Origin of the sequence: Novosphingobium sp. FKTRR1, from assembly GCF_020404405.1 — a bacterium.
GTDB lineage: Bacteria > Pseudomonadota > Alphaproteobacteria > Sphingomonadales > Sphingomonadaceae > Novosphingobium.
Map to the genome: position 1 here is coordinate 40,033 of NZ_JAIZDA010000019.1, position 22,367 is coordinate 62,399.

The following is a 22,367-nucleotide window of genomic DNA, read 5'->3' on the forward strand; positions in this document are numbered from 1 at the left end:
CAAAATCCTCCAAAATCCGTGGCCCGCTCATTCCGATGCGGGCTTGCCCTTCCAGGCCGCTTTGCCCTTCAAGCTTGCCGGCAGTCCCGTCGGATCGATCGGCAAGCCAAAAACCTGCTCATTGTGCGAATGGCTCAGTTGATGCAGCGCGAAACTCGTGCCCATCGCATTCACGCGTCCTTGCGCATCTTGCGCGGCGTTGACCGCTTCCTTGAGCAGCTTCAGCGTGAAGGATGGCTTTCTGGCAATCTTTTGCGCCATCGCCTCGGTAAAGCTCTGCAGTTCCTCGTTGGGAACCACATGGTTTACCATTCCCAGACGATGGGCCTCATGCGCACCGATGAAATCGCTGGTAAACAGCATCTCCTTGGCTTTGCGGACTCCAAGTTCCCAGGGGTGATTGAAAAACTCAGCCCCTGCGACACCGATTTCGCCAGTATTGTCGGCGAACTCCGCATCTTCGGCCGCAATGATAATATCGCAGGGCCAGATCAGCATCAGTCCACCGGAAATAGCTTTTCCCTGCACCTGGGCGATCGTGACCTTGGGAATGTTGCGCCAGCGCTCTGAGAGCCCCAGGAACATTTCCTTCTCGATCCCCATGCGCCCTTCTGCTCCCGCGCAGCTGAAGCCGCACCAAGTTCCGACCGGATCCCAAGGGGCCATTTCCGCGACGAAATCCGGGACGCGAAGATCATGTCCTGAGGAGAAGTGCTTTCCTTGTGCGGAAAGTATGATCACCTTGACCGCGTCGTCTCGGGCTGCCTCATTGAAAGCCGTATTGAGCTCATAAAGCATGGCCGCATTCTGGGCGTTGCGGCTATCCGGCCGATTGAGCGCGATCCGTACGACCTCGGGCGACACTTTGTCGACGAGTATCGTTTCAAACACTTTTGCTCGGCTATCGCTCATCGAAGCAGCCCTCTTCCGCATCATTTTCTTTTTGGAGGTTCAGTGCCCGAGGCGCTTGCCCCCCTTTCTCAAGCGCCTCTGACATCAGTCAGGCGGCGTCGCGCTTGCGTCCGGCGCCCGCGTCCGCCTGGTCTTTGGGATAGAGGCGCTGGAGCTTGGAGTAGGTTTCCTGACCCTCATTGCTCTTGTCCCAGACCATCCATCCGCGATCCATGTGCGACAGGGCCTGCAATGCCATGCCGTAGCCGACGCCAACCTGATCGTTGAACAGTTGCTTCCAGCGGTCCACGAAACACTGCCGCGTGTAGCGGAGAGTGAGATCATCATAGGTCGCCATCTGGTGGGCAAGCTCCAGGGCGCGGGGCATAAGATCTTCCGGGTTCAGAACCTCGTTGACCACGCCAAGACGCAGCGCTTCATGGGCATCGATATGTTGGCCTGTCAGTAGGAAATATTTACCACGATTGGTCCCGAGGAGTTCCTGCCACAGGATATGGACACCATCGCCCGGAACCTCGCCAGCGGTGAAATGACCCTCGTCGGCATAGACGGCGGTCGTCGATGCGAGATTGATGTCACCCAATACCATCAGTTCGCCGTGGATCAGCGCCGGGCCGTTGCAGGCGCAAATCACGGGCGCTTCGATTTCGAACAGCCGGCGGAACATCATCTTCTCGCCCCAAGCGGGCACGTCGAAATTGCTGGGAGTCTTGATGGGCACGCCCCACTCGCCATGGCGGTCGATAAAGACGTCGCCCGTGCCGGTGAATACGACGACGCGGTTGCCGCGATCCCCACCGATGTCGGTGAAAGCCGGAGCCCATTCGGAGTGATGTTCCGCGCCGTAGAGCACCGGTCCATCATTGCTATGCCACCGTACGACAAGAACACCATCGTCAGACCGATCGAACTTGAGAGTCTTGTACTTGTCGAAATATTCGGGACGCTTGCTCATCACATCTTCTCCATAAAATTGAAATTTCTGATCGAATTTTTCAGGCGATAACCATTCCGCCATCGACTGAAAGTGTCGCTCCAGTCAGGTAAGAGGCTGCTTCGGAACATGCCCATATGACGGCCGATGCGATTTCGTCAGGACGGCCTGGCCTGTTCATCGGCACAGACGACTGGACATATTGATCGATACTGAAGAAGCCCTCGGCGGCTTTCTTTGCGAGCATCGGTGTTTCTATGACACCGGGACATATGATGTTCACCCGGATGTTTTGCCTGGCATATTCGAGTGCCGTAACCTTGGTCAGGCCGATCAAGGCATGCTTACTTGCCACATATGCAGGCAGTTGCGGCGCTGCGCGAAGCGATGACACGGAACCCGTGTTCATGATCGCGCCACCGCCGGTTTTGAGCATGGCTTCGATTTCATGCTTCATGCAAAGCCACACGCCGGTCACGTTCACAGCGAATATCTGATCCCAAAGCTCTCGCGAGCAGTCCGCGGTAGCCCCGGTGTCCGGCGATATTCCGGCGTTGTTGTAAGCCGCGTCCAAGCGACCGAACCGGCCGACAGTTTCGGCCACCGAAGCAGCAACCGAATCCTCGCTGGTAACGTCGGTTGGCAAGAAGATCGCCTCGCCGCCAGCTCTGACAATGGCCTCCAGGGTTTCGCTCCCGGCACCCTCATCACGGTCGAGGATAGCCACCTTCGCTCCCAGCGCCGCAAATTCCTGTGCGGTAGACCGACCAATCCCGCTGCCGGCTCCGGTAATGAGGGCAACCCGGCCGATCCAATTTATAACATTCACGTGTGTGCTCCTCATCACCGACGCCAGAGACGCCTCACTTGCGCATGTGCGCGGGCAGGCGATCGTCAGGGATGGGCGGCCGATAGTCTTCCGCCACACCGTCGGTGATGCAAACACGCTGGAGGGTACGGGTTTTGCCCGGGATCAGCCCACCGCGAGCATGATGATAGGCCTGATTCGCCCAGATCACGATGTCTCCGTTGCGCCAGCGATGCTCGTAGATGTTCGAGTCCGCGTAGAGGTGCGCATGCAGTTCGGCGAGCAAGTCTTCGCTCTCGGCTTCGCTCAGACCGAGGACGAGGGCCGTGTTCTGCTGGGTCGCGTAGAGCACCTCCTGGCCCGTGATCGGATCAAGATGAATGAGGGGGTGTTCGGCTCGGGGAGCATTTTCGGGATAGCCCTCAATACGCTGACGGCCGGTCAACCCTTCTTCGCTGGCCGAAAAGAGGTTAAGGCCCTTGAGACCGCGCAGGCGTTCTCTGGTCGCCGGCGAAAGCGCCTCGAGCGCCAGTCGGCCGCTTGCAAATCGCGTCCAGGTTTCCTCATACGGCACTTCGATGCCGTGGAGGGAAATGCCCAGAAGCGGTACCGGCGTGTACAGGAAATCCAGGTGGAACGACACTTCGGAGTCACCCAGAAGACCATCCTTGCGCGTGTTCGAGACATAGCCGACGGTGGTAAAATCTTCCAAGACGGGTCCCAGCTTGGACATAACCCGTTTCTGCTGTTCCTGCGTCAGCTCCTGCTCGCGGAAGACGAGATAGCCATATTCCTTAAACAGGCGAGCGACCTCGTCGTCGTTCTTCTCGTCCCGAAGGTCGAGATCCACCTCGACGCCGAACGGTTGAATCTTTGTAATCCTTGTTGTCGATTGAACAGACATCACAACCTCCAAATACTAAAGCATCCGCCGGCGGACTTGATCGTCCGCCTCCTCGTTACAGTTCAGTACACATCCCGCTGGTACCGACCCTCACTCTGCAATGTTCCAAGGAATGTCTCGGCCGCTGACCCGGTAAGCCCCATGCCGGTTTGTATGACGGAGAGCAGGGCACGATGAACGTCCGGCGCCATGTTCGCGGCATCGCCGCAGACAAAGATGTGAGCCCCTTCGGCGATCCACCGGCAGAGTTCGCCGGTTTGCTCCAGCAGCCGGTGCTGAACGTAGACCTTGTTCGTCTCGTCGCGGGAGAAAGCCGTATCGAGCCGCGTCAGGACGCCCGATCGAAGAAACGCATTCAGCTCTTCCTCGTACAGGAAATCCGTGGAGCGATTGCGCTCGCCAAAGAAAAGCCAGGCCCGGCCACCGTCACCCTGCGCGGCGCGTTCCTGTAGAAAGCCAAGATAGGGGGCGACACCGGTGCCAGCTCCGATCATGATGATGGGAACGCCCGCCGCCGGCAGCCGGAAATGCGCGTTGGAATGCACATAGACCTGAAGCCGAGAGCCGATCGGGGTCCGTTCGCAAAGCTGCCCGGTTGCGACGCCACGGCGCTGCTCACCCCAAAGGGAATAGGATACAGGCGCTATCGTCAAATGCACTTGCCGAGGCGACGCCTTGAGGCTGGACGCAATCGAATAGAGCCGGGGCTGCAAAGGCCGAAGCATTTCGACAAAGATCTGAGCGTCGAGAGGAGCGGCAGGATATCTCCGCATGATATCGACAATATGATGGTTGCGCATTAGCGCGGTTCGTTCGCCCGCGTCGGGAGCGAGCGCGACGCCGGCGAGCATGTCATTGTGCGATGCTGCGCCCCAGGCCTCCAGAAAGCGGGGTGTCACTGCGGCGATGTCCAGATAGAGGCGAAGCGCTTCATCAAGTGGAAGGGACTCCCCCTTGAGCGTAACGATTGCTTTGGCATCGAGCCCGCCCGCTTCAAGGACCGCATCGACCAGCGCCGGATCGTTCTCGACGATGACGCCAAGGGCATCGCCGGGTTCATAAGCCGCGTCCGCCAGCTCAGGCAGCTCCAGAGCCAGGTGCCGCGTCGCCTTGCTGGAGCCTGGACCCGTCAGAACGCGGCTGTCGACCACGACGCCTTCGATCAGCCGATATTTTTCGCGTCGCGCTGCCGCCGGCCCGCTGGGGCCGAGAGCATCCTGCAACGCCACAGGCTTCTGCAAGATCGCTTGGAGAATCGCCGCGCGCCACTCGGCAGCCGGTTCCTCATAGTCGATGTCGCAATCTATCCGGTCCAAAATCCGTTTTGCGCCCAGCGCCGCGAGGGAAGTGTCCAGACGACGCCCCGCTGCGCAGAAGTGCTCATAAGTCGAATCGCCGAGAGCCAGCACGGCATAGCGCAGATGTCCGAGTGATCCGGCTTCAGCGGCGCCGAGCGCAGCAAAGAAACTTTCCGCGGCGTAAGGCGCATCACCATCACCTGTCGTGCTGGCGACGAACAGGGCGATTTCCGTCTCCCCCAGCTCGGAGATGTCCGCGTCGGCCATATCCATGACGCGCGACGTCAGCCCGTTCTGGTCGATGGCCTTGCCGAGAGCATTCGCGACCTCCTCGCTGGCCCCGGTCTCAGTCGCGAACAATATCGTCACATGGCCCGAGGGCACATTGCCAACGCTGCTCTGCCCGCCATTGGCATACGCAACATGGGACTCCCCAAGAGTGTCGCCTTGACCTCGCTGCGGCTCGAAAGTGCTTTCGCTGAGCGTCACCTCGGGTGCCCTCCTACTGAAAGGTCGCCCCTGCGGATCACGCGGACGCCGCCTCGACATCGTCGAACGTCACATAAATCGTGTCGTTCTCGACCTCGACGTCATAGACCTTGACGGGGATCCATGCCGGCACGCCGGTCACCTCGCCCGTCAGGAAGCTGAAACGGGAACTGTGCGCGGGACACTCGACGCTGTCTCCGCAGATCCAGCCCTCGCTCAGAGACTCATCCTCATGCGTGCATCGATCATCGATCGCCCGGAATCCGTGATTCTCGATGTGCGCGACGCAGAGCGTGCGATGGCCGACTTCAACCTTGCGCATCTCGCCGGACGGAAGGTCACTGACTTTGAGGATTTCCACCTTGTTCATGCGCGCGCGCTCCAGTTGTCGAGAATGACGGGGAAGGAGATGTACGTGGGGATCTGGTCCCTTGGGTCGTCGGAGGCCTTGAGCGGCAAGGTCTGTGCCTGAAGCTTGGGATCGCGCCTGATCCCTGCACGGAACAAACCCTGGACGAGCTTCAGATGGCTGCCGCTCTTGCCGTCGTTGCCGAGCACTGCACGCAAGCCGAGGCATTGATGGGCGCCGGTTGCAAAGGCGAGGCCATACCTGCTGATACCTTCGGGGATCTCGCGCCGCGGATTGAATTCATTGGCATCCTCGCCAAAGATAGCGCGATCTCGGCCGGCTCGCGCTACCCATGCTTGGACTTCGTCACCAGCCTTCAGCTGGACATCACCGGCATCGAGGTCGTCGACCGCCAAGCGGGTGAGGAACGGAACGAAAGGGGCACGCAGGCGCAAGGCCTCCTGTAGCGCGTTGCTGACGAATTCCATGTCTTCGATGCAGGCCCGATCGGCCGGATATTTTTCGAACCAGTCGAGCAGATACTCGACGGTAGAGAGCACCGCCTGAACACTGGTCCCAGTTGTTGCGACGAAGAAGAGGATAGCCTCCTTGATGCCGACATCCTCATCAGCGTAGGTTTCATGGGCCTGTGTCGCGATCATCTGCAGAAGATTGAGCGGCACGTCGTCTTCTGTCAGTTCGCCCGCCGCCAGTCTTTGCAGCTGTCGACGCGTGTGCTCCAGTGACGGTCGATAAAACTCCTCGACGAAGACCTTCTTGGCTTCGATCCCGGCGGTCGTGACAGCTTCACGATCTTCGAAATGCGCCGCGCTAAGGCCGCCGAAAATCGGCAGGGCGCACCCGCGAAGGCGGGCCATCCCTTCTTCAGACTCGACCCCTTCTATGCCGATGATCTTTGCCGCGAACTCCAGGAAAATGAGCTCGACCACCCCAGCCAGGTCGCACCCGAACGCTCCTTCCTCGTTGCGCTTGACCGCGCGACCCATCCACCGATCGACCGACGGAAGAATTATATCCTCGCGAAAGCGCACGAGTTGTTCGGGCCGTACCAACGAATTGAGCAGGCGCCTTCTTTGACGATGGACGTCGCCATTGCTCATGGCGAGGTTGCCTTGCTGAAATTCGCGGACGTTGATTTCGGCAAGGGCGCTCGGGCAAATATAATTGTCGGCCGACACGTCGGCATTTTCCTCGACCGCCTTGGAGCGAAGGACTGTCTGCATGGTATCAAGCGTGTCGATCGTCACACGCGAAACCGGACACTTGGACTGCGGTGCCTGTGGCGCGGTGTCCATTTTCATACTCTCCCATTGGGCAAGCGCGGGGCTCTTGGCCGACGCATCCACCGCTTGAAACTTTCATGGAGGAAACTAGGGCGAGCGCGCCGCCGTGTATGTCACCGATGCTGGGGACTAATCGGAGACGGCATCCGATCCCGCTATAGTGCGGACCAGCCACCATCGATCGGGAGGCACACTCCGGTCACAAATTCTGCTTCGTTGGAACTCAAGAACATCACGGCCTGCGCGATTTCGCGGGGCTGGCCGAGCCGCTTCATGGGATGCATCTCGGCAATGGCATGCCGCGCGGCGTCCGCCTGTTCACGTTCGAGGCCCGACAAGCTCTGTGCCATCATACCTGTGGGAATGCCGCCAGGTGCGACCGCGTTGATCCGAATGCCAGCGGTCGCGTACTCGATCGCGGCATTCTTCGTGAGGCCCACGACAGCAGCCTTGCTTGCAGCATAGGCGGTCTGCATCGGCATACTGTGATGGCTGAGGAACGACGCCGTGTTCGTGATCGTTCCTCCGCCTTGAGCCTGCATGAGTTTGATTTCGGCACGCATGCAAAGCCAGACGCCGGTGACGTTGATTCGCATCACCCGGTCCCATTCCTCAAGTGTGAGATCGGCCGCGAGCGTCGACGATTGGGTAATGCCCGCATTATTGAAGGCACAATCGATCCGACCGGTGACGATCTTTGCCGTCTCGATGGCAGCCGACACCGAGTCCTCGTTTGCAACGTCGGCCTCTATTGCCTCGAAACGAGCGCCGATGGCGCGGAGAATGTCCGCGGTTCGGGCCAAGCCATCTGGCGAGCGATCGATGCCGACCACTACGGCCCCAGCCTCGGCAAACGCCAGAGCGCTCTCCTGACCGATGCCGCTTCCCGCGCCCGTAATGAGCACCGTCTTGCCATCAAACCGCGCCGTCATCTCGTCTCTCCTGAATCTTGTTATGTTGAGGGGCAAAATCGGGCGGTCAGCGCACGCGCTCGAGCACGCTGGCGTAATTGGCAACCGCCGCCCCGCCCATGTTGAAGACTCCCGCGAGCTCAGCACCAGGAACCTGCATCTCTCCGGGGGCTTCGCCGCACAATTGCATCGCGCATAGGGCATGCATGGACACGCCAGTGGCCCCAATCGGGTGCCCCTTGGCCTTAAGGCCTCCCGAGGCGTTGACCGGCAAACGTCCGCCGATCTCCGTCCAGCCTTCCAAAGCGGCCCGCGCGCCTTCGCCGCTGGGAACCAGGCCCATGGCCTCATATTCGATTAGCTCGGCGATGGTGAAACAATCATGGGTCTCGACAAGCGAGAGATCATGGAGCGCGATGTTCGCCTCCGCAAAGGCCCGCTGCCAGGCTTGCGTGCAACCTTCGAAACGGGTGATGTCGCGGCGCGACATAGGCAGGAAATCCTGCACATGCCCCCGGCCACGAAAGCGGACGGCCCTCTGTGCCTCGGCAACTATATCCGGTGCGGCCAAGACGATTGCAGCAGCACCATCTGAGACAAGGGAACAGTCGGTTCGCTTAAGTGGTCCGGCGACGAAGGGATTGCGTTCGCTCTCGGTACGACAGAATTCATAGCCAAGATCCTTGCGCATCTGCGCCCAGGGATTACTCACACCATTTCTGTGGTTCTTCGCCGCAATCCTCGCCAAGGCGTCGCTCTGGTCGCCATATTTCTGAAAATAAGATTGCGCGATCTTGCCGAAGATACCGGCGAACCCACCTTCGGTTTCGCCTTCCTCGGCAAGGTAGGATGCGCGAAGCAAATTCTCGGCGATCTGGGGAGATGCGGAGTCGGTCATTTTTTCGACGCCAACCACGAGCACTATGCTGGCACGCCGGGCTTCGATGGCATTGACGCCTTGGAAAACTGCGGCCGACCCGGAGGCACACGCATTCTCCGTTCGCACGGCCGGCTTGAATCGTAGCTGCGGATTGGCCTGGAGCACCAGCGCGGAAGTTAGATTTTGCTTTGAGAATCCGGCGTTGAAATGGCCAAGAACGATTGAATCCACATCTTCGGCGCTGACGCCGGCATGGGCCAACGCTTCGTTTGCCGCCGCAACGACCAACGTTTCGACGGTTTCTTCAGGTTGCTTCCCGAACGGGGTATGGCCCCAGCCTATGATCGACGCAGTCACATTGGCACTCCAAATGAAATTGACAAAATTCGCACGTATCAGCGCCCCAGAAGCTTTCGCTCGGCGAGCCAATCTTCGGTGATTGAAGTTGCGCGCTCTAGATGTTCGGGCTGCCCGACGTAATAATGAGTCGCTCCGTCGATCACGACATGCTGCTTGTCGCTCGTGGCGGCGGCCTCGTAGACTGACCTGCAATGATATTGGGGTACGGCGTCATCAGCGGTGTTCTCGATAAAGAGAAGGGGCGCGGAAATCCGGGCAGCGGTTGCGGCACCTTCCGCGTTGGTGTCATCGATCGACCATTGAGACAGCCAGGCACGCAAGGTAGAGAAGCGCGCTAGGCCCACCGGGCCGCTGTTCACAGTCTCTGGGACCCCAAGATAGCACCGGCCGATCGGGCGATCATTTGGATCGAGGGCCGCATCGAGGAAACGGGGATCAGCAAGCGTGCGATGCGTTACGAATCCTCGCTCCTTTTCCGCGCCGCCCACTGCCCGCAGCCGTTCGAGCGTGTCCTTCACCCAGCTCGTAATTCGGCGCACGCGCGCCAATTGTGCAGCACGATAGTGATCGATGAATGCCGTAGAATAGGGCGGCTGCGCGGGCCCCGCATAGATATCAAGCGCCAGGTCCCGCACATCAGGATCGCGCTCGTCGATGACCGACGGATCGATGATGTCGAGCAGGAGTTTGGCCCGCGAGCTGTGCGCAGCCTGAAATACGACCGCGTCAGCGGGAATAAGGCCAGCTCTTGTCAGATCGAGGGGGTCGCCGGCGGGTGTGTGGGTGATCGTTGGCCCCTCGGCCTGCGACTGGTAGAACAGCGACAGCGATCCTCCGCCGCTCCAGCCCACCAGAACCACATGCTTATAACCCCACACGGATTTGGCGTGGCGAATATAGGCGCCCAGATCGAGGAGGACGTTCTCCAGGATGCAGGCGGTGTCGTTGCGCGCGTAGCGGCTGCCGGCGCATAGGACGTGCGCGCCGCGACGGGCGGCCTCCCGTGGCACGGGCAGAAGCTGCAGGGTCGAAGCCGGGTGCATGTAGATTTGAAGGGTTTCGCTTGGAACCCTGGCGGGGCGGATGAGGACGCCCTCAAGGTTTACGGCGCCTTGGTTGCCCGCGAAACCATAGGTCTCCGTGAAGCTCTGCGTCTCATCGTAATGAATGTGAACCCATTCAAACGTTATGTCATCCGACATGCAAAAACCGTGCCTCCCCGCTTTGGCGACCCTTCGCCCTTGTGATTCCGTGCGTCGATTGCTAGACTGTAGCAGGATGCCACGCGCGCTCGTGTCCCTGTTGCGCGGGACGAATTGGCAAAAATCGGCTTGGCTCCATGGAGAGACCATGCCTTTTTGGACCGCCTTGCCGGAATCGGCGCTTCACAAGCTCGCTGCCAATTTTCCAGCGCTGATCATGTCGATCGGACAGAAGCAGTTCGGCGTGCGGTTGCTGACGCTGCTCAATGATACGTGCGGGGCCGAGCATGCCACGGTTTTCCACCTGACGGCCGACAACCTCATCGAAGTGACGGCGGCAAGCATGGACGGTTCGGATACCGCCCATCGTCAGGTCGGCGTCTATCTCAAGGAAGGCCTCTGGCGCCGGGATCCTACGCTTACGGAAGCCAAGCTCCGGCTGACCTCCGAGGATGAGGCATTCGTCCGTACCGACATCGCGCACCTCACCGACGACGTGTTGCGCGACATCGTGTATGGTCAGTCGGATATCAGCGATCGGCTCCTGATTTGCTCCCGCTGGGGCGATGATATCGTGGGGCTGAGTGTGTTGCGGTCCTCGCATGCAGGGCCGTTCACCACCTCCGACATCAACGGTGTCCAGTCGATCGCGGGAACGATCTTCGCCCTTCTGGCCAAGCACATCAGTATCACATGGGACGGCCCCAATGTTTCAGTGGCCCTCACGTCGCTCGAGGAAATCGAGTCGTGCATAGCAGCGTGTGCTTCGTCACTGCCGCGGCGGGAGGCAGAGGTCTGCAGCAGGATCATTTATGGGATGTCTTCCGTCGGAATTTCGCTCGAGCTCAGTATCAGCGAAGAAACAGTGATGACCTACCGGAAACGCACCTATCATCGGCTCGATATCGCCACACAGCGCGAATTGCTGCTCTGGTATCTGGACCTTTGGAGCCATTGGCAGGATCGCGCCACCCGCGAGCCCGCCCAACTGCCTTGGAAGCCGGAGAAGATAACATCTGCTCGATAGCAAAATGCCGGCGCCCTATGGTGGGGCGCCGGCATAACTGCGGCTTGTGGGGTGTGAGCGTCGAAATCAGCGCTTGTGACGACGGGCGGCGATAAGTTCCGTCATCGCTTCGCTGACGTCGCGTCCCGTCGCGACAGCACGCTTCTTGCCTTCGTTCCACATCGTCAGATCGGCATGGCCCTTGGCCGAATGACGATTCCACTCAGGATCGGTCGGGTAGGTGATCTCCAGACGGATGCCGTTGGGATCGCGGAAATAGATGCTGTAGATCAATCCGCCGTGGTCAGTAGGGCCGACGACGTCTATCCCCTTGTCCGTGAGCCATTGATGCCACTGATCGACCTCATCCCGCGTCTCCGCCTGCAGGGCAATATGATCGAATATGTCATAGGCGGGGTGAGATACGTCAGGACGCGGCGGAAGACCGGGCGCCTCGAAGAAGGCGATCGTCGATCCATCCTTCATCCGGAAGAAAATGTGAAAATACGGGAAAGGATCGCCGGTCGAGGGAATCGTGTCGTCAATTACGGTGCTGGCCAGTTCCATGCCCATCACGTTCATGTAGAAGTTGGCCGTTGCCTCGACATCATGGGTCACCCAGGCTGCATGGTTAAGCATGAGCGGAGTGAGCCGTACCATCGAGTCCGCAACCACCGTATCGGCAGTCATAACCATGCGAAATCCTCTCTGAATGGGAATAGCCCCTTAGTACCAAACTGCTCCGCTAGCCGCTGTCCCCAATTTGCGGGACTAACACGCGAGCCCCCCGTTGAGAACGATCGCAGGTATCGACTCGCCTGAGCTGTTCCGCAGCCTCCACTCTTCAATCTGATCCCAGTGGTGCAGCGTTTCGCCTATCTCATCTCTCCCCTTCAGAAGCGCCGCCTTACGGCCTTCGTCGATATCGAAGGTGAAAGCATGGCCCAACGCGCACTCTATCCGCTGGCGAACCAGGTCGATCTTTACGAAGGCGGTGGTGGAGCTACCGACCAAAACCTGAAGGAATTCATGGTCCTCGGGATCAAGGACGATCGGCAGGATACCGTTCTTGAAGCAGTTATTGTAAAAGATGTCCGCAAAGCTTTTTGCGATGATCGCGCTGATGCCGAAATCGATTAGTGCCCAAGGCGCATGCTCTCGACTTGAGCCGCAGCCGAAATTGCTACCTGCAACCAAAATGCCGGCCTTTCGCCAAGGATCCTGATTGAGAATAAATGCCGGATTTTCAGCACCATCGCCACGATACCGCATCCGCGCGAACAGTGCGCCTCCAAGGCCGGCTCGGCTGACCGTCTTGAGAAATTCGCCCGGCAGAATCTTGTCGGTATCGATGTTGTCCAGCGGCAGGGGCGCGGCGATTGCCTCGAGATCAGTGAATTTCCGCATCACGAATAGGTCCTGACATCGACAATCGCGCCGGCGACCGCCGCCGCTGCCGCCATAGCCGGCGACATAAGGTGAGTCCTACCGCCAGGCCCCTGACGTCCCTCGAAATTGCGATTGGAAGTCGAGGCGCAGCGTTGTCCGGGCGACAAGCGATCCGGGTTCATGCCCAGGCACATCGAACAGCCCGCTTCCCGCCATTCAAATCCGGCATTGCGGAATATGTCGGCAAGACCTTCCTCTTCTGCTTGACGCTTCACACTGCCTGAACCGGGCACAACGAGCGCACGTACACCGTTAGCAACATGACGACCCGCAGCAATCGCTGCGGCACTACGTAAGTCCTCGATCCGGCCATTCGTGCAGCTGCCGATGAAGACGACATCAATCGGCACACCCATGATCGCTTGCCCCTGCCGCAGGCCCATATAATCCAGCATGGCGCGCGCCTGATCCTGACGCTGAGAAGGCAAGGCCTCCACCAGGGGTATCGTCTCGTCGACGCGGATCACCGCTTCCGGACTGGTTCCCCATGTCACCATCGGAACGACCTCCCTGGCATCCACGACGATCTCGCGGTCAAATTTCGCCCCAGGATCAGAACATAGGCAGCGCCAGCGATCGATCGCCCGCTCGTAAGCCGCCCCCGTCGGACCACCGGGCCTGTCTTTCAGATAAGCAAAAGTCTTGCTGTCTGGGGCAATCAGACCCGCACGCGCGCCGGCCTCGATCGACATGTTGCAGACCGTCATCCTTCCCGCCATGTCGAGATCCGTGATCGCCTCGCCGGCATATTCGATGACATGACCGTTTCCACCGGCGGTCCCCAGCTTCCCGATGATATGAAGGATCAGATCCTTCGCTGTTACACCGGTCGGAAGAGTCTTCTCGACCTGCACGCGTAGCGTGCGTGCCGGCTTTTGCCGCAAGGTCTGGGTTGCAAGGACATGCTCTACCTCCGACGTCCCGATGCCGAAGGCCAAGGCGCCAAAGGCGCCATGGGTTGAGGTGTGACTATCCCCGCAGACGATCGTCATTCCGGGAAGCGTCAGGCCGAGTTCCGGGCCAATGACATGCACGATGCCCTGCGCCTCGCTGCGCAGAGGAACATAGGGAACCCCGAATTCAGCCACGTTGCGTTCGAGGGTCTCGACCTGGATTCTGCTGTCGGCATCGCTGATCGGCCGATCACGATCTTCCGTCGGAACATTATGATCTGCGACCGCGATCGTCAGCTCGGGGTGCGGTAGCCGTCTGCGCGCAATGCGCAACCCTTCGAACGCCTGCGGACTGGTGACCTCATTCACCAGATGACGGTCGATCTGAAGAAGCCATGACCCATCATCGAGTTCGAGGATCGCGTGAGCATCCCAAATCTTCTCGAACAGCGTGCGTGGCTTGCCCGTCATGCCGTCTCCTCCCGCCGCGCTTGCGCGGTCAACGCATCTCGAACCCGCCCTCCCACACACGCGCCAGGCAGCGTTGCGGCGCTGCCTGCTGCCTCCAGCAGCCGGGAAAGATCGATCCCTGTAGAGATGCCCATCTTGCCGAAGGTCCAGACCAAATCCTCGGTCGCGACATTTCCCGTAGCGCCCGGGGCGAACGGACAACCGCCAAGGCCGCCAAAGGATGAGTCGATCACAGCCACACCGGCATTAAAGGCGGCGAGCGCGTTTGCGACGCCGAGGCCATAGGTATCATGACCATGAAAAGCCCATTGACGGATTTGTGGGAAGTGTTGCCTTGCCACCTGAAACAGATCGCCGACCTTGTCGGGGGTGATGCGACCGGTAGTATCGCACAGGCAGAATTCGGCCCCGGCTGACACCGCAGCGAGAGCCTCGATAAGATCCAGGGTCGCTACCGGATTGACGGGACCGTCGAATGGGCAATCGAACGATGTCGCGAGGTTCAGACGAATTCGCGTGCCTTCAGGAAGCAGTGCCACGATGGCGCGAAAATCCTCTACCGACTCTCGCGGCGTCCTTAGCACGTTGCTTCGATTATGCTTGGGGGAGACAGAAAGAACAAAGGCAAGATGCCGTGCGTCCGCCGCAAGCGCGCGTTCGGCCTGGCGCTGACTTGGTACGAGGACTTGTACGTCCAGCCCAGGCTTGGTCGCACAATAGGCCAGCAATTCAGGCGCATCCGCCATTTGTGGGACCGCCCGTGGGCTGACAAACGCCGTCGCTTCCATTCGCCGAATCCCGGCATCGTAAAGCAGGTCGATCAAGCCCGCCTTCTGCTCGGTCGGAATGAACTGGTTGATCGGCTGGAAGCCATCCCTGGGTCCGACCTCTACGATCGATACAGACGCGGCGCTCATTTCAACACTCCAGCACGCTCGAGTTCGAGAAGGCGGGACTCATCATAGCCGAGCAATTCCCTTGCAATGGAACGGCTATCGGCGCCGATGTCGGGCCCGGTGTTGCGCACCTGGCCGGCACCGTCCGGGAAATGGGGCACGATACCCGGATGAAGGACGGTGCCGAGCAGGGGATCGTTGACTTCGCGTACCATACCGCGTGCACGATATTGAGGGTCGCGCGCAATATCCTCGGCCGTGTATACTTTCGAAGCGGGGATATCCGCATCGGCAAGCATCTTCGAGAGAGCCTCCGCGGGATGACAACGGCTCCAATGCTCTATCAACGCATCAAGCTCGCGCGCGTATTGAACGCGCTGGGCGTTCCCTTGGAAGCGCGGATCGTCAAGCAGGTCAGTTCGGGCCATGAGACCGAGCAATTTGACGAAAAGCGGCTCAGAGTTGGCGGCTATAAGAATCCACTGCCCATCGGAGGTCGGATAGGCATTTGACGGGGCGGCAGTGGCAATTGCTCCTCCCGTCGGCTGCTTGACTTTGCCCAACGCACCGAACTCGGGAAGCATGCCTTCCATCAGGCTGAGCACACTCTCTGTCAGAGCGACGTCGACAGTCTGGAAGCGCAGATTGGAGCCAAATCTCTCCCTGCGCCAAAGGGCCGAGACGATGCCGAAGGCGGCGTACAATCCCGCCAACGAATCTCCGACACTGACGCCTACGCGGACAGGAGGAAGATCGTAGGTCCCCGGCGGATGGTTGGTCAGGTGCCGGATGCCTCCAATCGCCTCACCGATCACACCAAAGGCGGCCTGATTACGTCCCGGTCCACTTTGGCCATAGCCCGAGATATGGGCGACGATCAGGTTCGGCTGTCGCTGTCGCAGCACTTCTGGCGCCAGTCCCATCTTGGCGAGCTGGCCCGGACGAAAATTCTCCACCACGACGTCGCAATGCTCGACGAGGTCGAGCAGGACATCCCGGCCCGCCGGCGCTTTGAGGTCGAGCGCGACGCTGCGTTTGTTGCGTCCGTGAACCGACCACCATAAGGAACGTCCGTCCACCTGGGCGCCCCATTGCCGCACGGGATCACCTTGAGGCGGCTCGATCTTGATGATTTCGGCGCCCAGATCCCCAAGCAAGCGCGTACAGAAAGGCGCGGCTACGAAATGGCCGATTTCCAGCACTCGGATGCCCGACAGCACGCCACCCGCGCCCTCCTGCTCATAACTCATGCGTCCACCACGTCTTTCGCGGCGCCGCTCAACTGCTTGTAGTTGCTCACCCGCGCCGGATCGACGTTGAGGGGCCGCCGATAAGAGGGGTCGAGTTCGTTGCGGCTAGGCTGCGGGGCAGTTTCAGCCACCTTGAACTCGAACGGTTGCAGGCAGTCGTAATTCGGACCGCCCTCAGCCGTTTTCGAGCCTTCGATCGTGTTGATAGAGGGCGCAACCCAGTCAACGATATATTCGCGGGCAACGATGCCCCATTTGCCATCCCGTTTTTCCATGCGATCAATGTAACGACCGCCAATGGCGCTGAACGGGGCGCCAGTCTTGTTCATTCCGGAATAGGACAGGTAGGTCTCGCAATGAGCGACGTCGCCGTCGATCCAGGCGAGGTGATTACCGATCATATGCTGGGTCGCACTATGGTTTTCCGAGTGCATCTTGCTAACCCAGGTCCAGAACTCATCCGGCGATCCCACAAACATACTGTGATCGTCGATCGCATCCTCATGATAGGCCGACAGCACCATCTCCTTATCGAGGCGGTCGACGCCTCGGCAGTAGCGGTTCACGACATCCAGGATCTCCTGCCGATCCATAAGATAGGTCAGCTTCTCCTGCATCTCTTCAAGCGTCATCATTGGCTGCTTCTCCGGTTCCAGTCTGCCGCACGTTCGATGCGATCGAGCAGACGGTGTGTTTGGACGGCGTCGGCAAAGGTGGGAGCGGTCGAGGAGCCCGTGGCGAGATCCTCGTGGACTGCGCGGTAGGCATGCGCGACCGCATCGGAATATCCCGACGGGTCGGTCCCAACGAGGCGGAATTCTGCCGGAACGGACAGGGGGCCTAGAGGTTCGCCGCCCCGGCGCCCCTGAATCCGCACATGGCCATATTGAAGGTGACCGGAGTCGCCTTCAACGATCAGATCACCTCCACGACCGTTGATCTCCCAGCGGAAACCGCATGTTGGGGCATCTCCTCCACGATACTGAAGCGCGACGATCGCGCCACCATCAAGGGTACCGCCAACGACAACCTGATCCGGAGCGGTCGCCTCGACTGTACCGTCGCCATCAATGAGTTCGACCGAGCGATGGCCCGTCGCCAAACTCGCATGCAGACGGGAGAAGTCGCCGAGAACCCAGGTAAACACATCGATCATATGACCGAAGGGGATGCTCAGCATCGTGGCGCCCGTGGTATAGTCGAGCACATAAGCCATGTTTGCCATGCTGGCACCGCCCCAAGGGAAGCCGCCCGAGCCGATGACATTGGACGAAATCACCTCGCCGACATAGCCTTGCCGGATCAGATCGCGCAGATATCGAAGGGCCGGTGCGCTCCTTCCCTGCAAGCCGGCGAATGCCGAAACGCCCCGCGCCTGCGCGCCGGCCGACATCGCGCAGGCCTCATCCACGCCCTTCCCGAGTGGCCATTCGCAATAGACGGCTTTGCCACGCCCGAGAGCGTGGGCGACCAACTCCGCATGGTGCGGCACCTTGACGGTAACAACCACCAGGTCCACTTCCGCTCTGGCGACGAGTTCGGCAGGGTCGGCGGTGGCAAAGCCGATGCCATAAGCCTCCCGGGCCGCCCTGGCGCTGTCCGGCGTCGATGCGGACAGCCCTTTGATAACAAACCGATCCGGCATGGCACGGAGCGCCTCGAGATGAGATGTAGCGGCCCAGCCCCCCTTGGCGCTCAATCCGACAATGCCGACGCCGAGCGGTGTGCTTGTTGCGGGCATTAACCGGCAATCCGCAATCCGGGTGTGAAAGTCACGTTGAGGCTTTCCAGAGCATGGATCTGAAAGTGCTCCATGAACTTTGGCGCCGGATGCTTATCCGAGATTTGGATGTTCTGCAGTCGTTCCAGCAGCCGGGTTATCGCGACGCGCATTTCCATGCGCGCAAGCTGATTGCCGACACAGAAGTGGATGCCCCGGCCGAACGCGAGGTGGTTGCGAACGCCCTTGCGATCGATGTCGATCTTTTCCGGGCACTCCCATTTGGCCTTATCGTAATTCCCGGCGAGGTAGCTGACCTGAACCACGGATTCCTTCGGGATCGCTACGCCCTGCAGTTCGGTGTCCTGCGTCGTGTAGCGATATTGATGCGGGACGGGCGCATGTGCGCGCAGCATTTCCTCGATCACTGCCGGGATCATTGTGGGATCGCCGAGCAGGCGCGCCTTCAACACCGGATCGCTCAGGATCATGTACATAGCACTTGTAATGCCGGTCGTCGTGGTCTCGTTGCCCGCGACAAGGATGAGCTGCGCGATCATCAAAAGCTGACCCATCGTCAGCTTTTCGCCATTGACCTCCGCATGGACGAGCCGGCTCAACATATTGTCGTTGGGCGCGGCTTCATACTCGCGCGCTCGGGCGGCGAGATAGTTCTGCATATCGATCATCCGATCGGTCAGCATGAGCTCGCGATCAGGAGGGCAATTCGGATCATTGCGATCGACCCAGGCCGTCGACCAGACCTTGAACTGCTCATAATCTTCGCGCGCCACGCCGAGCTGATCGGAAATGATGTACATTGGCAGGTGGACGGCGAACCCTGATCCGAGATCGGTTTCGCCGTGCTCGATGAAGCCGTCGATCAGCTCATCCACCAGCTTTAGCGCGTAAGGCTCCAGCTTTTTGACATAGCTGGGCGTAAAGACCTTATCGACCAGCGCGCGGTGCAAACCATGTTCCGGCGGATCGGCAAATGCGAGCACATGCTCCTCGGGCCAACCGCGTTCACGGTAGCGCTTCGCAACCTCCTCCGACACCGACGTCTGCCGGTTAATCATGATAGGCGTTTTGCTGGAAAAGATTTCCGGATGGCTGTTGACGTAGTGAATGTCGTCGTACCGGCTGACAATGTACATCCCGGTGCCGGGATCACGATAGACGGGGGCTTCTTCAAGCAGCCGATTAAGGAACGGGAAAGGGCAGCGCTGCACTTCGCCCGAGGCGTAGGTTCCCAGGTCGTCTTCCGTGATTTCCATATTCCCGCTCCACTGCCCCCGGCTCCGACTCTCTTGCGAAGTCGCCCAAGGCGGCATTCAAAAGTTTGCTGGATTCGTGCTAGCAGACGAGCCGCCCGTGGCCTGTCACCGAGCACCGGGACAGCGGTGGCGATCAGGCCGTAAGCACATGCGCGCCGCTCAGTGCGATATGCTCATCCTGGTCTGGCAGTGCGCCGGATACGCCGATCGCGCCGACACAGTATCCGTCATGGTAAAGTGGTATGCCGCCACGAAAAGGATGCAAGCCGGCGATCGCGATCATGGACGGCATAGCGCTGACGGCCTGCTCAAGTGACGCGGTGGACATATTCAACTCGACGGCCGTGCGCGCTTTGCCCTCAGCCACGCGCAGCGAAACGAGAGGCGCTCCCTCAAGCCGATCCAAGCGCAAAAGATGGCCGCCGTCATCGACGATGCAGATCGTTACCGCGAACCCATCCGCTAGCGCGACGATGCGCGCTGCTTCCATGATGCGATCGATCTCGGAAACGGCGAGGCATGGCTGTGAAATCATGAGCCTTCCTCGCTCGGCGCCATTGCGCCCGCATCCGCTGATTGCTCATCTATCTCGGGCGGCGCTGTCCGATACATGTCGAGTATGAAAGCGTCGATTTCCCTGTCCGTTCGGGAACCGGCCATATCACACATAAATTCCGCATCGCTGCCTACCGGATAGCGTGTCTCCGGCTTTTCCGCCTTCAAGGCGTGAACGACGATGGAAGCGACGATGTCGGGCGAAGTATATTTCTGGGCTGCCAGCCCTTCGTCCGCTCTGTATTTCATCTGCCGGTAAAGCCGACCGTACAACGCAGCCTCGTCCCCAGGCAGTTCGGCGATCACCTTTGCGAGCGATGCCTGGCTGCGTCGCATCATCTGCGTGTCGAGCGCGCCGGGCTGCACAAGAACGACCTCGACGCCCCACGCGCCGGCCTCCTGGCGCATGACGTCGACCATACCCTCAAGCGCGAATTTTGAAGCGACATAGCTCGCCATCATGGGCGTGGCGACTACGCCCGACCACGACCCTGTCAATATGATCCGGCCCTTGGTCCGCCGAAGGGCCGGGAGGCACGCCTGGTAGACGGCGAGGTTGGAGAGACAATTGATTTCCATCGTACGGCGAAAGACGTCGAGCGATGTTGTTTCGGCCGGAGCGAAAGGGGCCACGGCCGCGCATATGATGACCGCGTTCAGCGATCCCAGATTATGGATAAGCCGTTCAACGGGCGTTTTGAGGTCCTCGGACCGGGCCAGATCGGCAACTTCGACCGCTGCACAGTCGGGACATGCTTTCGTGAAGGCAAAGAGGGTGTCGGCGCTCGAAACCGTGGCGCCAACCTTATATCCCGAGGTGAGCAGCGCCCGGGTGACGGAAAGGCCCATGCCTCCATTGCCGCCGATCACGAGAGCAGTAAGCTCGGTCATCGCGGAATGCCCCTGGCTGTCTCGGGCGTCACAGCGTTTCTCGAACGAGAGAGAGCGTGCGGTGATCTTCGACCGCGGTGGAGACCCTGAGCAGAGCGAGTGCCATCGTCTCCCAGCCGTAGCTTTCGGGCGGGCAGGTCAGCCAACCGATATATAATGTCCAGAGCGCCGCCCGGCGATGTTCGGTCCAGAGCACGTCGGAAGTGGGCGGCGAACCGACACCAAACTCGATCAGCTTGTCACGGTAGTAGTCGAGCAATGCCCGCTCATGCTCGCGTCGCTCAGCGATCGATAGGGCCGTATTGATGATGTATGTCACATCGTGGAGCGCGAAACCTCTCACGCAGAGCTGCCAATCGTGCAGCCCCACGCTCAAATCGGGCATGCGGTAGGTATTTCCGATGTGCAGGTCGCCGTGCAGGAGGGTCTGTGGCAACGCTGCCTGGTGCCGCTTGTTGGCACACATGCCTGCGAACAGCTCCCGCTCGGTGGTGCCCAAGCGTTCCAGGAGTTCCCGCTTGAATTTGTGAAGTTCGAGTTGGCTGCGTATCCCCTCCTGGGGGATGACACTGCGCATGTGGTTCTCGACGCCGCCGCTCAGATGGGTTTCCACCCAGGCCAAGTCTCCCGCGAAGCGGTCGCTTTTCCAGTAGAGCGCATGAACCTTGGCAATGGCATCAAGGATATGCTTCACATTCTCGACGCCCACTTCGTCGAGATTGCTTGGGAAGGTGGCGCCGCGGCTCGTCACGTCCTCCATGATCAGCAGGTAGCGTTTGGATTCCGGGTCGAAATGTCCGCCGAGCGAAGCGGGCGCCTCGATGGCAAGACTCGGCCGTATCCGGTTGTAGAAGTTGACCTCGTTCGCGAAGAGTCCGTCCAGCTGGCAATACCAGGCATCGGTCCCTTTCTTGCGCGGATCGAACGACAGCTTCAGAATGACATCCCTGGGTAAGTCCGCGGGAGCTTGCGCGGAATAGTCGAGCCTCGCGGTTGCGCGCGCGGAGGTTGAGACATCGCCGTCGCCATATTCATGGGATTTTATGATCGTAACGGAATCGACCGCGGCTCCGGGCACCACCTGGCCGACAATATCCGTCAAAAGAGCGGGGCTAAGATCATAGGGAGATGGCGGGATCTGCATCACGGACTCCTCAGGGCTGTTCGAAAAGCGCAGCGAGAATATCAAGGCTTCCGGATAGCAGCGTGAAGCGGCTGGCTTCGAAGGCATAGGCCTCCGCTTGTGGCAGCGGCGTATCGTATGTCAGCCTGCGCTCGACCAGAGTCGGCCCCGTGATGTCGATGGGATAGAGTTGCGTGGCCCCGACGACATTATAGACGGGTAGAGGCAGATCCCCGATGACGTCATATTCCTGTACCCAGTTCCGGTCGTCCATACTGGTAAGAACTTCATCGAAAAAAGAGCCGTCACTATAAGTAACGCGCCGCTTTACACCGATCGTCAGTCCGTCGCCGCCTTCGAGCGCTATTTCGGGGTGATGCTCAATCCATCGGGAGTGCGCGCCGAAGTCACGGATCGCCTGCCAAAGTTCGGCAACGGGTGCATTTATGATCCGACGTGCGCGAACCGTTGGCATTGCTCCTATC

23 protein-coding genes are annotated in these 22,367 nt (G+C 59.8%); 1 reads left to right on the plus strand and 22 read right to left on the minus strand.

The window, feature by feature from the left end; genetic code table 11:
• Window positions 1–27 precede the first annotated feature (27 nt).
• From LDN95_RS16635 to LDN95_RS16680, 10 genes are all read right to left on the minus strand, one after another.
• The gene (locus LDN95_RS16635) at window positions 28–912 is read right to left on the minus strand and encodes an enoyl-CoA hydratase (protein ID WP_226018704.1); all 885 of its coding nucleotides are present in this window, start codon (window positions 910–912) and stop codon (window positions 28–30) included.
• An 88-nt stretch (window positions 913–1,000) separates the two neighbouring features.
• A complete protein-coding gene (locus LDN95_RS16640) occupies window positions 1,001–1,867 on the minus strand; it encodes an enoyl-CoA hydratase/isomerase family protein (RefSeq protein WP_124810796.1) in 867 nt (288 codons plus the stop codon).
• 40 nt (window positions 1,868–1,907) lie between these two features.
• Entirely contained in the window at window positions 1,908–2,675 is a 768-nt protein-coding gene (locus LDN95_RS16645) for a glucose 1-dehydrogenase (RefSeq protein ID WP_226018705.1), read from the minus strand.
• A 34-nt stretch (window positions 2,676–2,709) separates the two neighbouring features.
• On the minus strand, window positions 2,710–3,558 hold the full coding sequence (locus tag LDN95_RS16650; protein WP_226018706.1) for a TauD/TfdA family dioxygenase: 849 nt from the start codon (window positions 3,556–3,558) through the stop codon (window positions 2,710–2,712).
• Between the two features lie 62 nt (window positions 3,559–3,620).
• Window positions 3,621–5,345 (minus strand): flavodoxin domain-containing protein, encoded by a 1,725-nt coding sequence (locus LDN95_RS16655; RefSeq protein ID WP_226018707.1) that lies wholly within the window; start codon window positions 5,343–5,345, stop codon window positions 3,621–3,623.
• A 37-nt stretch (window positions 5,346–5,382) separates the two neighbouring features.
• The gene (locus LDN95_RS16660; RefSeq protein ID WP_190287359.1) at window positions 5,383–5,715 is read right to left on the minus strand and encodes a non-heme iron oxygenase ferredoxin subunit; all 333 of its coding nucleotides are present in this window, start codon (window positions 5,713–5,715) and stop codon (window positions 5,383–5,385) included.
• Entirely contained in the window at window positions 5,712–7,016 is a 1,305-nt protein-coding gene (locus tag LDN95_RS16665) for a cytochrome P450 (protein WP_124810792.1), read from the minus strand. Before LDN95_RS16665 ends, LDN95_RS16660 begins: the two co-directional genes overlap by 4 nt.
• 137 nt (window positions 7,017–7,153) lie before the next feature.
• Complete coding sequence (locus LDN95_RS16670; protein WP_124810791.1) at window positions 7,154–7,930, minus strand: SDR family NAD(P)-dependent oxidoreductase; 777 nt, start codon at window positions 7,928–7,930, stop codon at window positions 7,154–7,156.
• 46 nt (window positions 7,931–7,976) lie between these two features.
• Window positions 7,977–9,146: an acetyl-CoA acetyltransferase gene (locus tag LDN95_RS16675; RefSeq protein WP_226018708.1), complete on the minus strand. Its 1,170-nt coding sequence runs from the start codon at window positions 9,144–9,146 to the stop codon at window positions 7,977–7,979.
• Window positions 9,147–9,184: 38 nt separating this feature from the next.
• The gene (locus tag LDN95_RS16680; protein ID WP_226018709.1) at window positions 9,185–10,351 is read right to left on the minus strand and encodes an alpha/beta hydrolase; all 1,167 of its coding nucleotides are present in this window, start codon (window positions 10,349–10,351) and stop codon (window positions 9,185–9,187) included.
• A gap of 76 nt (window positions 10,352–10,427) precedes the next feature.
• On the opposite strand from LDN95_RS16680, the gene LDN95_RS16685 reads away from it, so the two are divergent.
• Window positions 10,428–11,378, plus strand: a complete 951-nt coding sequence (locus LDN95_RS16685) for a helix-turn-helix transcriptional regulator (RefSeq protein ID WP_226018710.1) — start codon at window positions 10,428–10,430, stop codon at window positions 11,376–11,378.
• Between the two features lie 66 nt (window positions 11,379–11,444).
• On the opposite strand, the gene LDN95_RS16690 is transcribed toward LDN95_RS16685, so the two are convergent.
• The 12 genes from LDN95_RS16690 to LDN95_RS16745 all read right to left on the minus strand — a co-directional run bounded on the left by LDN95_RS16690 (window position 11,445) and on the right by LDN95_RS16745 (window position 22,357).
• Complete coding sequence (locus LDN95_RS16690) at window positions 11,445–12,053, minus strand: VOC family protein (protein WP_226018711.1); 609 nt, start codon at window positions 12,051–12,053, stop codon at window positions 11,445–11,447.
• A 75-nt stretch (window positions 12,054–12,128) separates the two neighbouring features.
• The gene (gene leuD / locus LDN95_RS16695) at window positions 12,129–12,764 is read right to left on the minus strand and encodes a 3-isopropylmalate dehydratase small subunit (RefSeq protein WP_226018712.1); all 636 of its coding nucleotides are present in this window, start codon (window positions 12,762–12,764) and stop codon (window positions 12,129–12,131) included.
• On the minus strand, window positions 12,764–14,170 hold the full coding sequence (gene leuC, locus LDN95_RS16700; RefSeq protein WP_124810786.1) for a 3-isopropylmalate dehydratase large subunit: 1,407 nt from the start codon (window positions 14,168–14,170) through the stop codon (window positions 12,764–12,766). Before leuC ends, leuD begins: the two co-directional genes overlap by 1 nt.
• A complete protein-coding gene (locus tag LDN95_RS16705) occupies window positions 14,167–15,087 on the minus strand; it encodes a hydroxymethylglutaryl-CoA lyase (protein WP_124810785.1) in 921 nt (306 codons plus the stop codon). The genes leuC and LDN95_RS16705 overlap by 4 nt, the downstream gene beginning before the upstream one ends.
• The gene (locus tag LDN95_RS16710; RefSeq protein ID WP_124810784.1) at window positions 15,084–16,316 is read right to left on the minus strand and encodes a CaiB/BaiF CoA-transferase family protein; all 1,233 of its coding nucleotides are present in this window, start codon (window positions 16,314–16,316) and stop codon (window positions 15,084–15,086) included. The genes LDN95_RS16705 and LDN95_RS16710 overlap by 4 nt, the downstream gene beginning before the upstream one ends.
• On the minus strand, window positions 16,313–16,951 hold the full coding sequence (locus LDN95_RS16715; protein ID WP_226018713.1) for a nuclear transport factor 2 family protein: 639 nt from the start codon (window positions 16,949–16,951) through the stop codon (window positions 16,313–16,315). Before LDN95_RS16715 ends, LDN95_RS16710 begins: the two co-directional genes overlap by 4 nt.
• The gene (locus tag LDN95_RS16720) at window positions 16,948–18,057 is read right to left on the minus strand and encodes a Gfo/Idh/MocA family protein (protein ID WP_226018714.1); all 1,110 of its coding nucleotides are present in this window, start codon (window positions 18,055–18,057) and stop codon (window positions 16,948–16,950) included. The genes LDN95_RS16715 and LDN95_RS16720 overlap by 4 nt, the downstream gene beginning before the upstream one ends.
• A complete protein-coding gene (locus LDN95_RS16725) occupies window positions 18,057–19,313 on the minus strand; it encodes a cytochrome P450 (RefSeq protein WP_226018715.1) in 1,257 nt (418 codons plus the stop codon). Before LDN95_RS16725 ends, LDN95_RS16720 begins: the two co-directional genes overlap by 1 nt.
• A gap of 133 nt (window positions 19,314–19,446) precedes the next feature.
• Window positions 19,447–19,848 (minus strand): heme-binding protein, encoded by a 402-nt coding sequence (locus tag LDN95_RS16730; protein WP_226018716.1) that lies wholly within the window; start codon window positions 19,846–19,848, stop codon window positions 19,447–19,449.
• On the minus strand, window positions 19,845–20,759 hold the full coding sequence (locus LDN95_RS16735) for an SDR family NAD(P)-dependent oxidoreductase (RefSeq protein WP_226018717.1): 915 nt from the start codon (window positions 20,757–20,759) through the stop codon (window positions 19,845–19,847). Before LDN95_RS16735 ends, LDN95_RS16730 begins: the two co-directional genes overlap by 4 nt.
• Window positions 20,760–20,787: 28 nt before the next feature.
• Entirely contained in the window at window positions 20,788–21,903 is a 1,116-nt protein-coding gene (locus tag LDN95_RS16740; protein WP_226018718.1) for an ecdysteroid 22-kinase family protein, read from the minus strand.
• 10 nt (window positions 21,904–21,913) lie between these two features.
• A complete protein-coding gene (locus tag LDN95_RS16745; RefSeq protein ID WP_226018719.1) occupies window positions 21,914–22,357 on the minus strand; it encodes an SRPBCC family protein in 444 nt (147 codons plus the stop codon).
• Window positions 22,358–22,367: the final 10 nt, after the last annotated feature.

Bases quoted from the DNA above. Each gene is read 5' to 3' on its own strand.
- LDN95_RS16745 (WP_226018719.1), bottom strand. From the start codon at position 22,357: ATGCCAACGGTTCGCGCACGTCGGATCATAAATGCACCCGTTGCCGAA.
- LDN95_RS16720 (WP_226018714.1), bottom strand. From the start codon at position 18,057: ATGCCCGCAACAAGCACACCGCTCGGCGTCGGCATTGTCGGATTGAGC.
- LDN95_RS16690 (WP_226018711.1), bottom strand. From the start codon at position 12,053: ATGGTTATGACTGCCGATACGGTGGTTGCGGACTCGATGGTACGGCTC.
- LDN95_RS16710 (WP_124810784.1), bottom strand. From the start codon at position 16,316: ATGAGTTATGAGCAGGAGGGCGCGGGTGGCGTGCTGTCGGGCATCCGA.
- LDN95_RS16740 (WP_226018718.1), bottom strand. From the start codon at position 21,903: ATGCAGATCCCGCCATCTCCCTATGATCTTAGCCCCGCTCTTTTGACG.
- LDN95_RS16730 (WP_226018716.1), bottom strand. From the start codon at position 19,848: ATGATTTCACAGCCATGCCTCGCCGTTTCCGAGATCGATCGCATCATG.
- LDN95_RS16685 (WP_226018710.1), top strand. From the start codon at position 10,428: ATGCCACGCGCGCTCGTGTCCCTGTTGCGCGGGACGAATTGGCAAAAA.
- LDN95_RS16660 (WP_190287359.1), bottom strand. From the start codon at position 5,715: ATGAACAAGGTGGAAATCCTCAAAGTCAGTGACCTTCCGTCCGGCGAG.
- LDN95_RS16725 (WP_226018715.1), bottom strand. From the start codon at position 19,313: ATGGAAATCACGGAAGACGACCTGGGAACCTACGCCTCGGGCGAAGTG.
- leuD (WP_226018712.1), bottom strand. From the start codon at position 12,764: ATGCGGAAATTCACTGATCTCGAGGCAATCGCCGCGCCCCTGCCGCTG.
- leuC (WP_124810786.1), bottom strand. From the start codon at position 14,170: ATGACGGGCAAGCCACGCACGCTGTTCGAGAAGATTTGGGATGCTCAC.
- LDN95_RS16650 (WP_226018706.1), bottom strand. From the start codon at position 3,558: ATGTCTGTTCAATCGACAACAAGGATTACAAAGATTCAACCGTTCGGC.
- LDN95_RS16665 (WP_124810792.1), bottom strand. From the start codon at position 7,016: ATGAAAATGGACACCGCGCCACAGGCACCGCAGTCCAAGTGTCCGGTT.
- LDN95_RS16735 (WP_226018717.1), bottom strand. From the start codon at position 20,759: ATGACCGAGCTTACTGCTCTCGTGATCGGCGGCAATGGAGGCATGGGC.
- LDN95_RS16635 (WP_226018704.1), bottom strand. From the start codon at position 912: ATGAGCGATAGCCGAGCAAAAGTGTTTGAAACGATACTCGTCGACAAA.
- LDN95_RS16715 (WP_226018713.1), bottom strand. From the start codon at position 16,951: ATGATGACGCTTGAAGAGATGCAGGAGAAGCTGACCTATCTTATGGAT.
- LDN95_RS16670 (WP_124810791.1), bottom strand. From the start codon at position 7,930: ATGACGGCGCGGTTTGATGGCAAGACGGTGCTCATTACGGGCGCGGGA.
- LDN95_RS16640 (WP_124810796.1), bottom strand. From the start codon at position 1,867: ATGAGCAAGCGTCCCGAATATTTCGACAAGTACAAGACTCTCAAGTTC.
- LDN95_RS16705 (WP_124810785.1), bottom strand. From the start codon at position 15,087: ATGAGCGCCGCGTCTGTATCGATCGTAGAGGTCGGACCCAGGGATGGC.
- LDN95_RS16680 (WP_226018709.1), bottom strand. From the start codon at position 10,351: ATGTCGGATGACATAACGTTTGAATGGGTTCACATTCATTACGATGAG.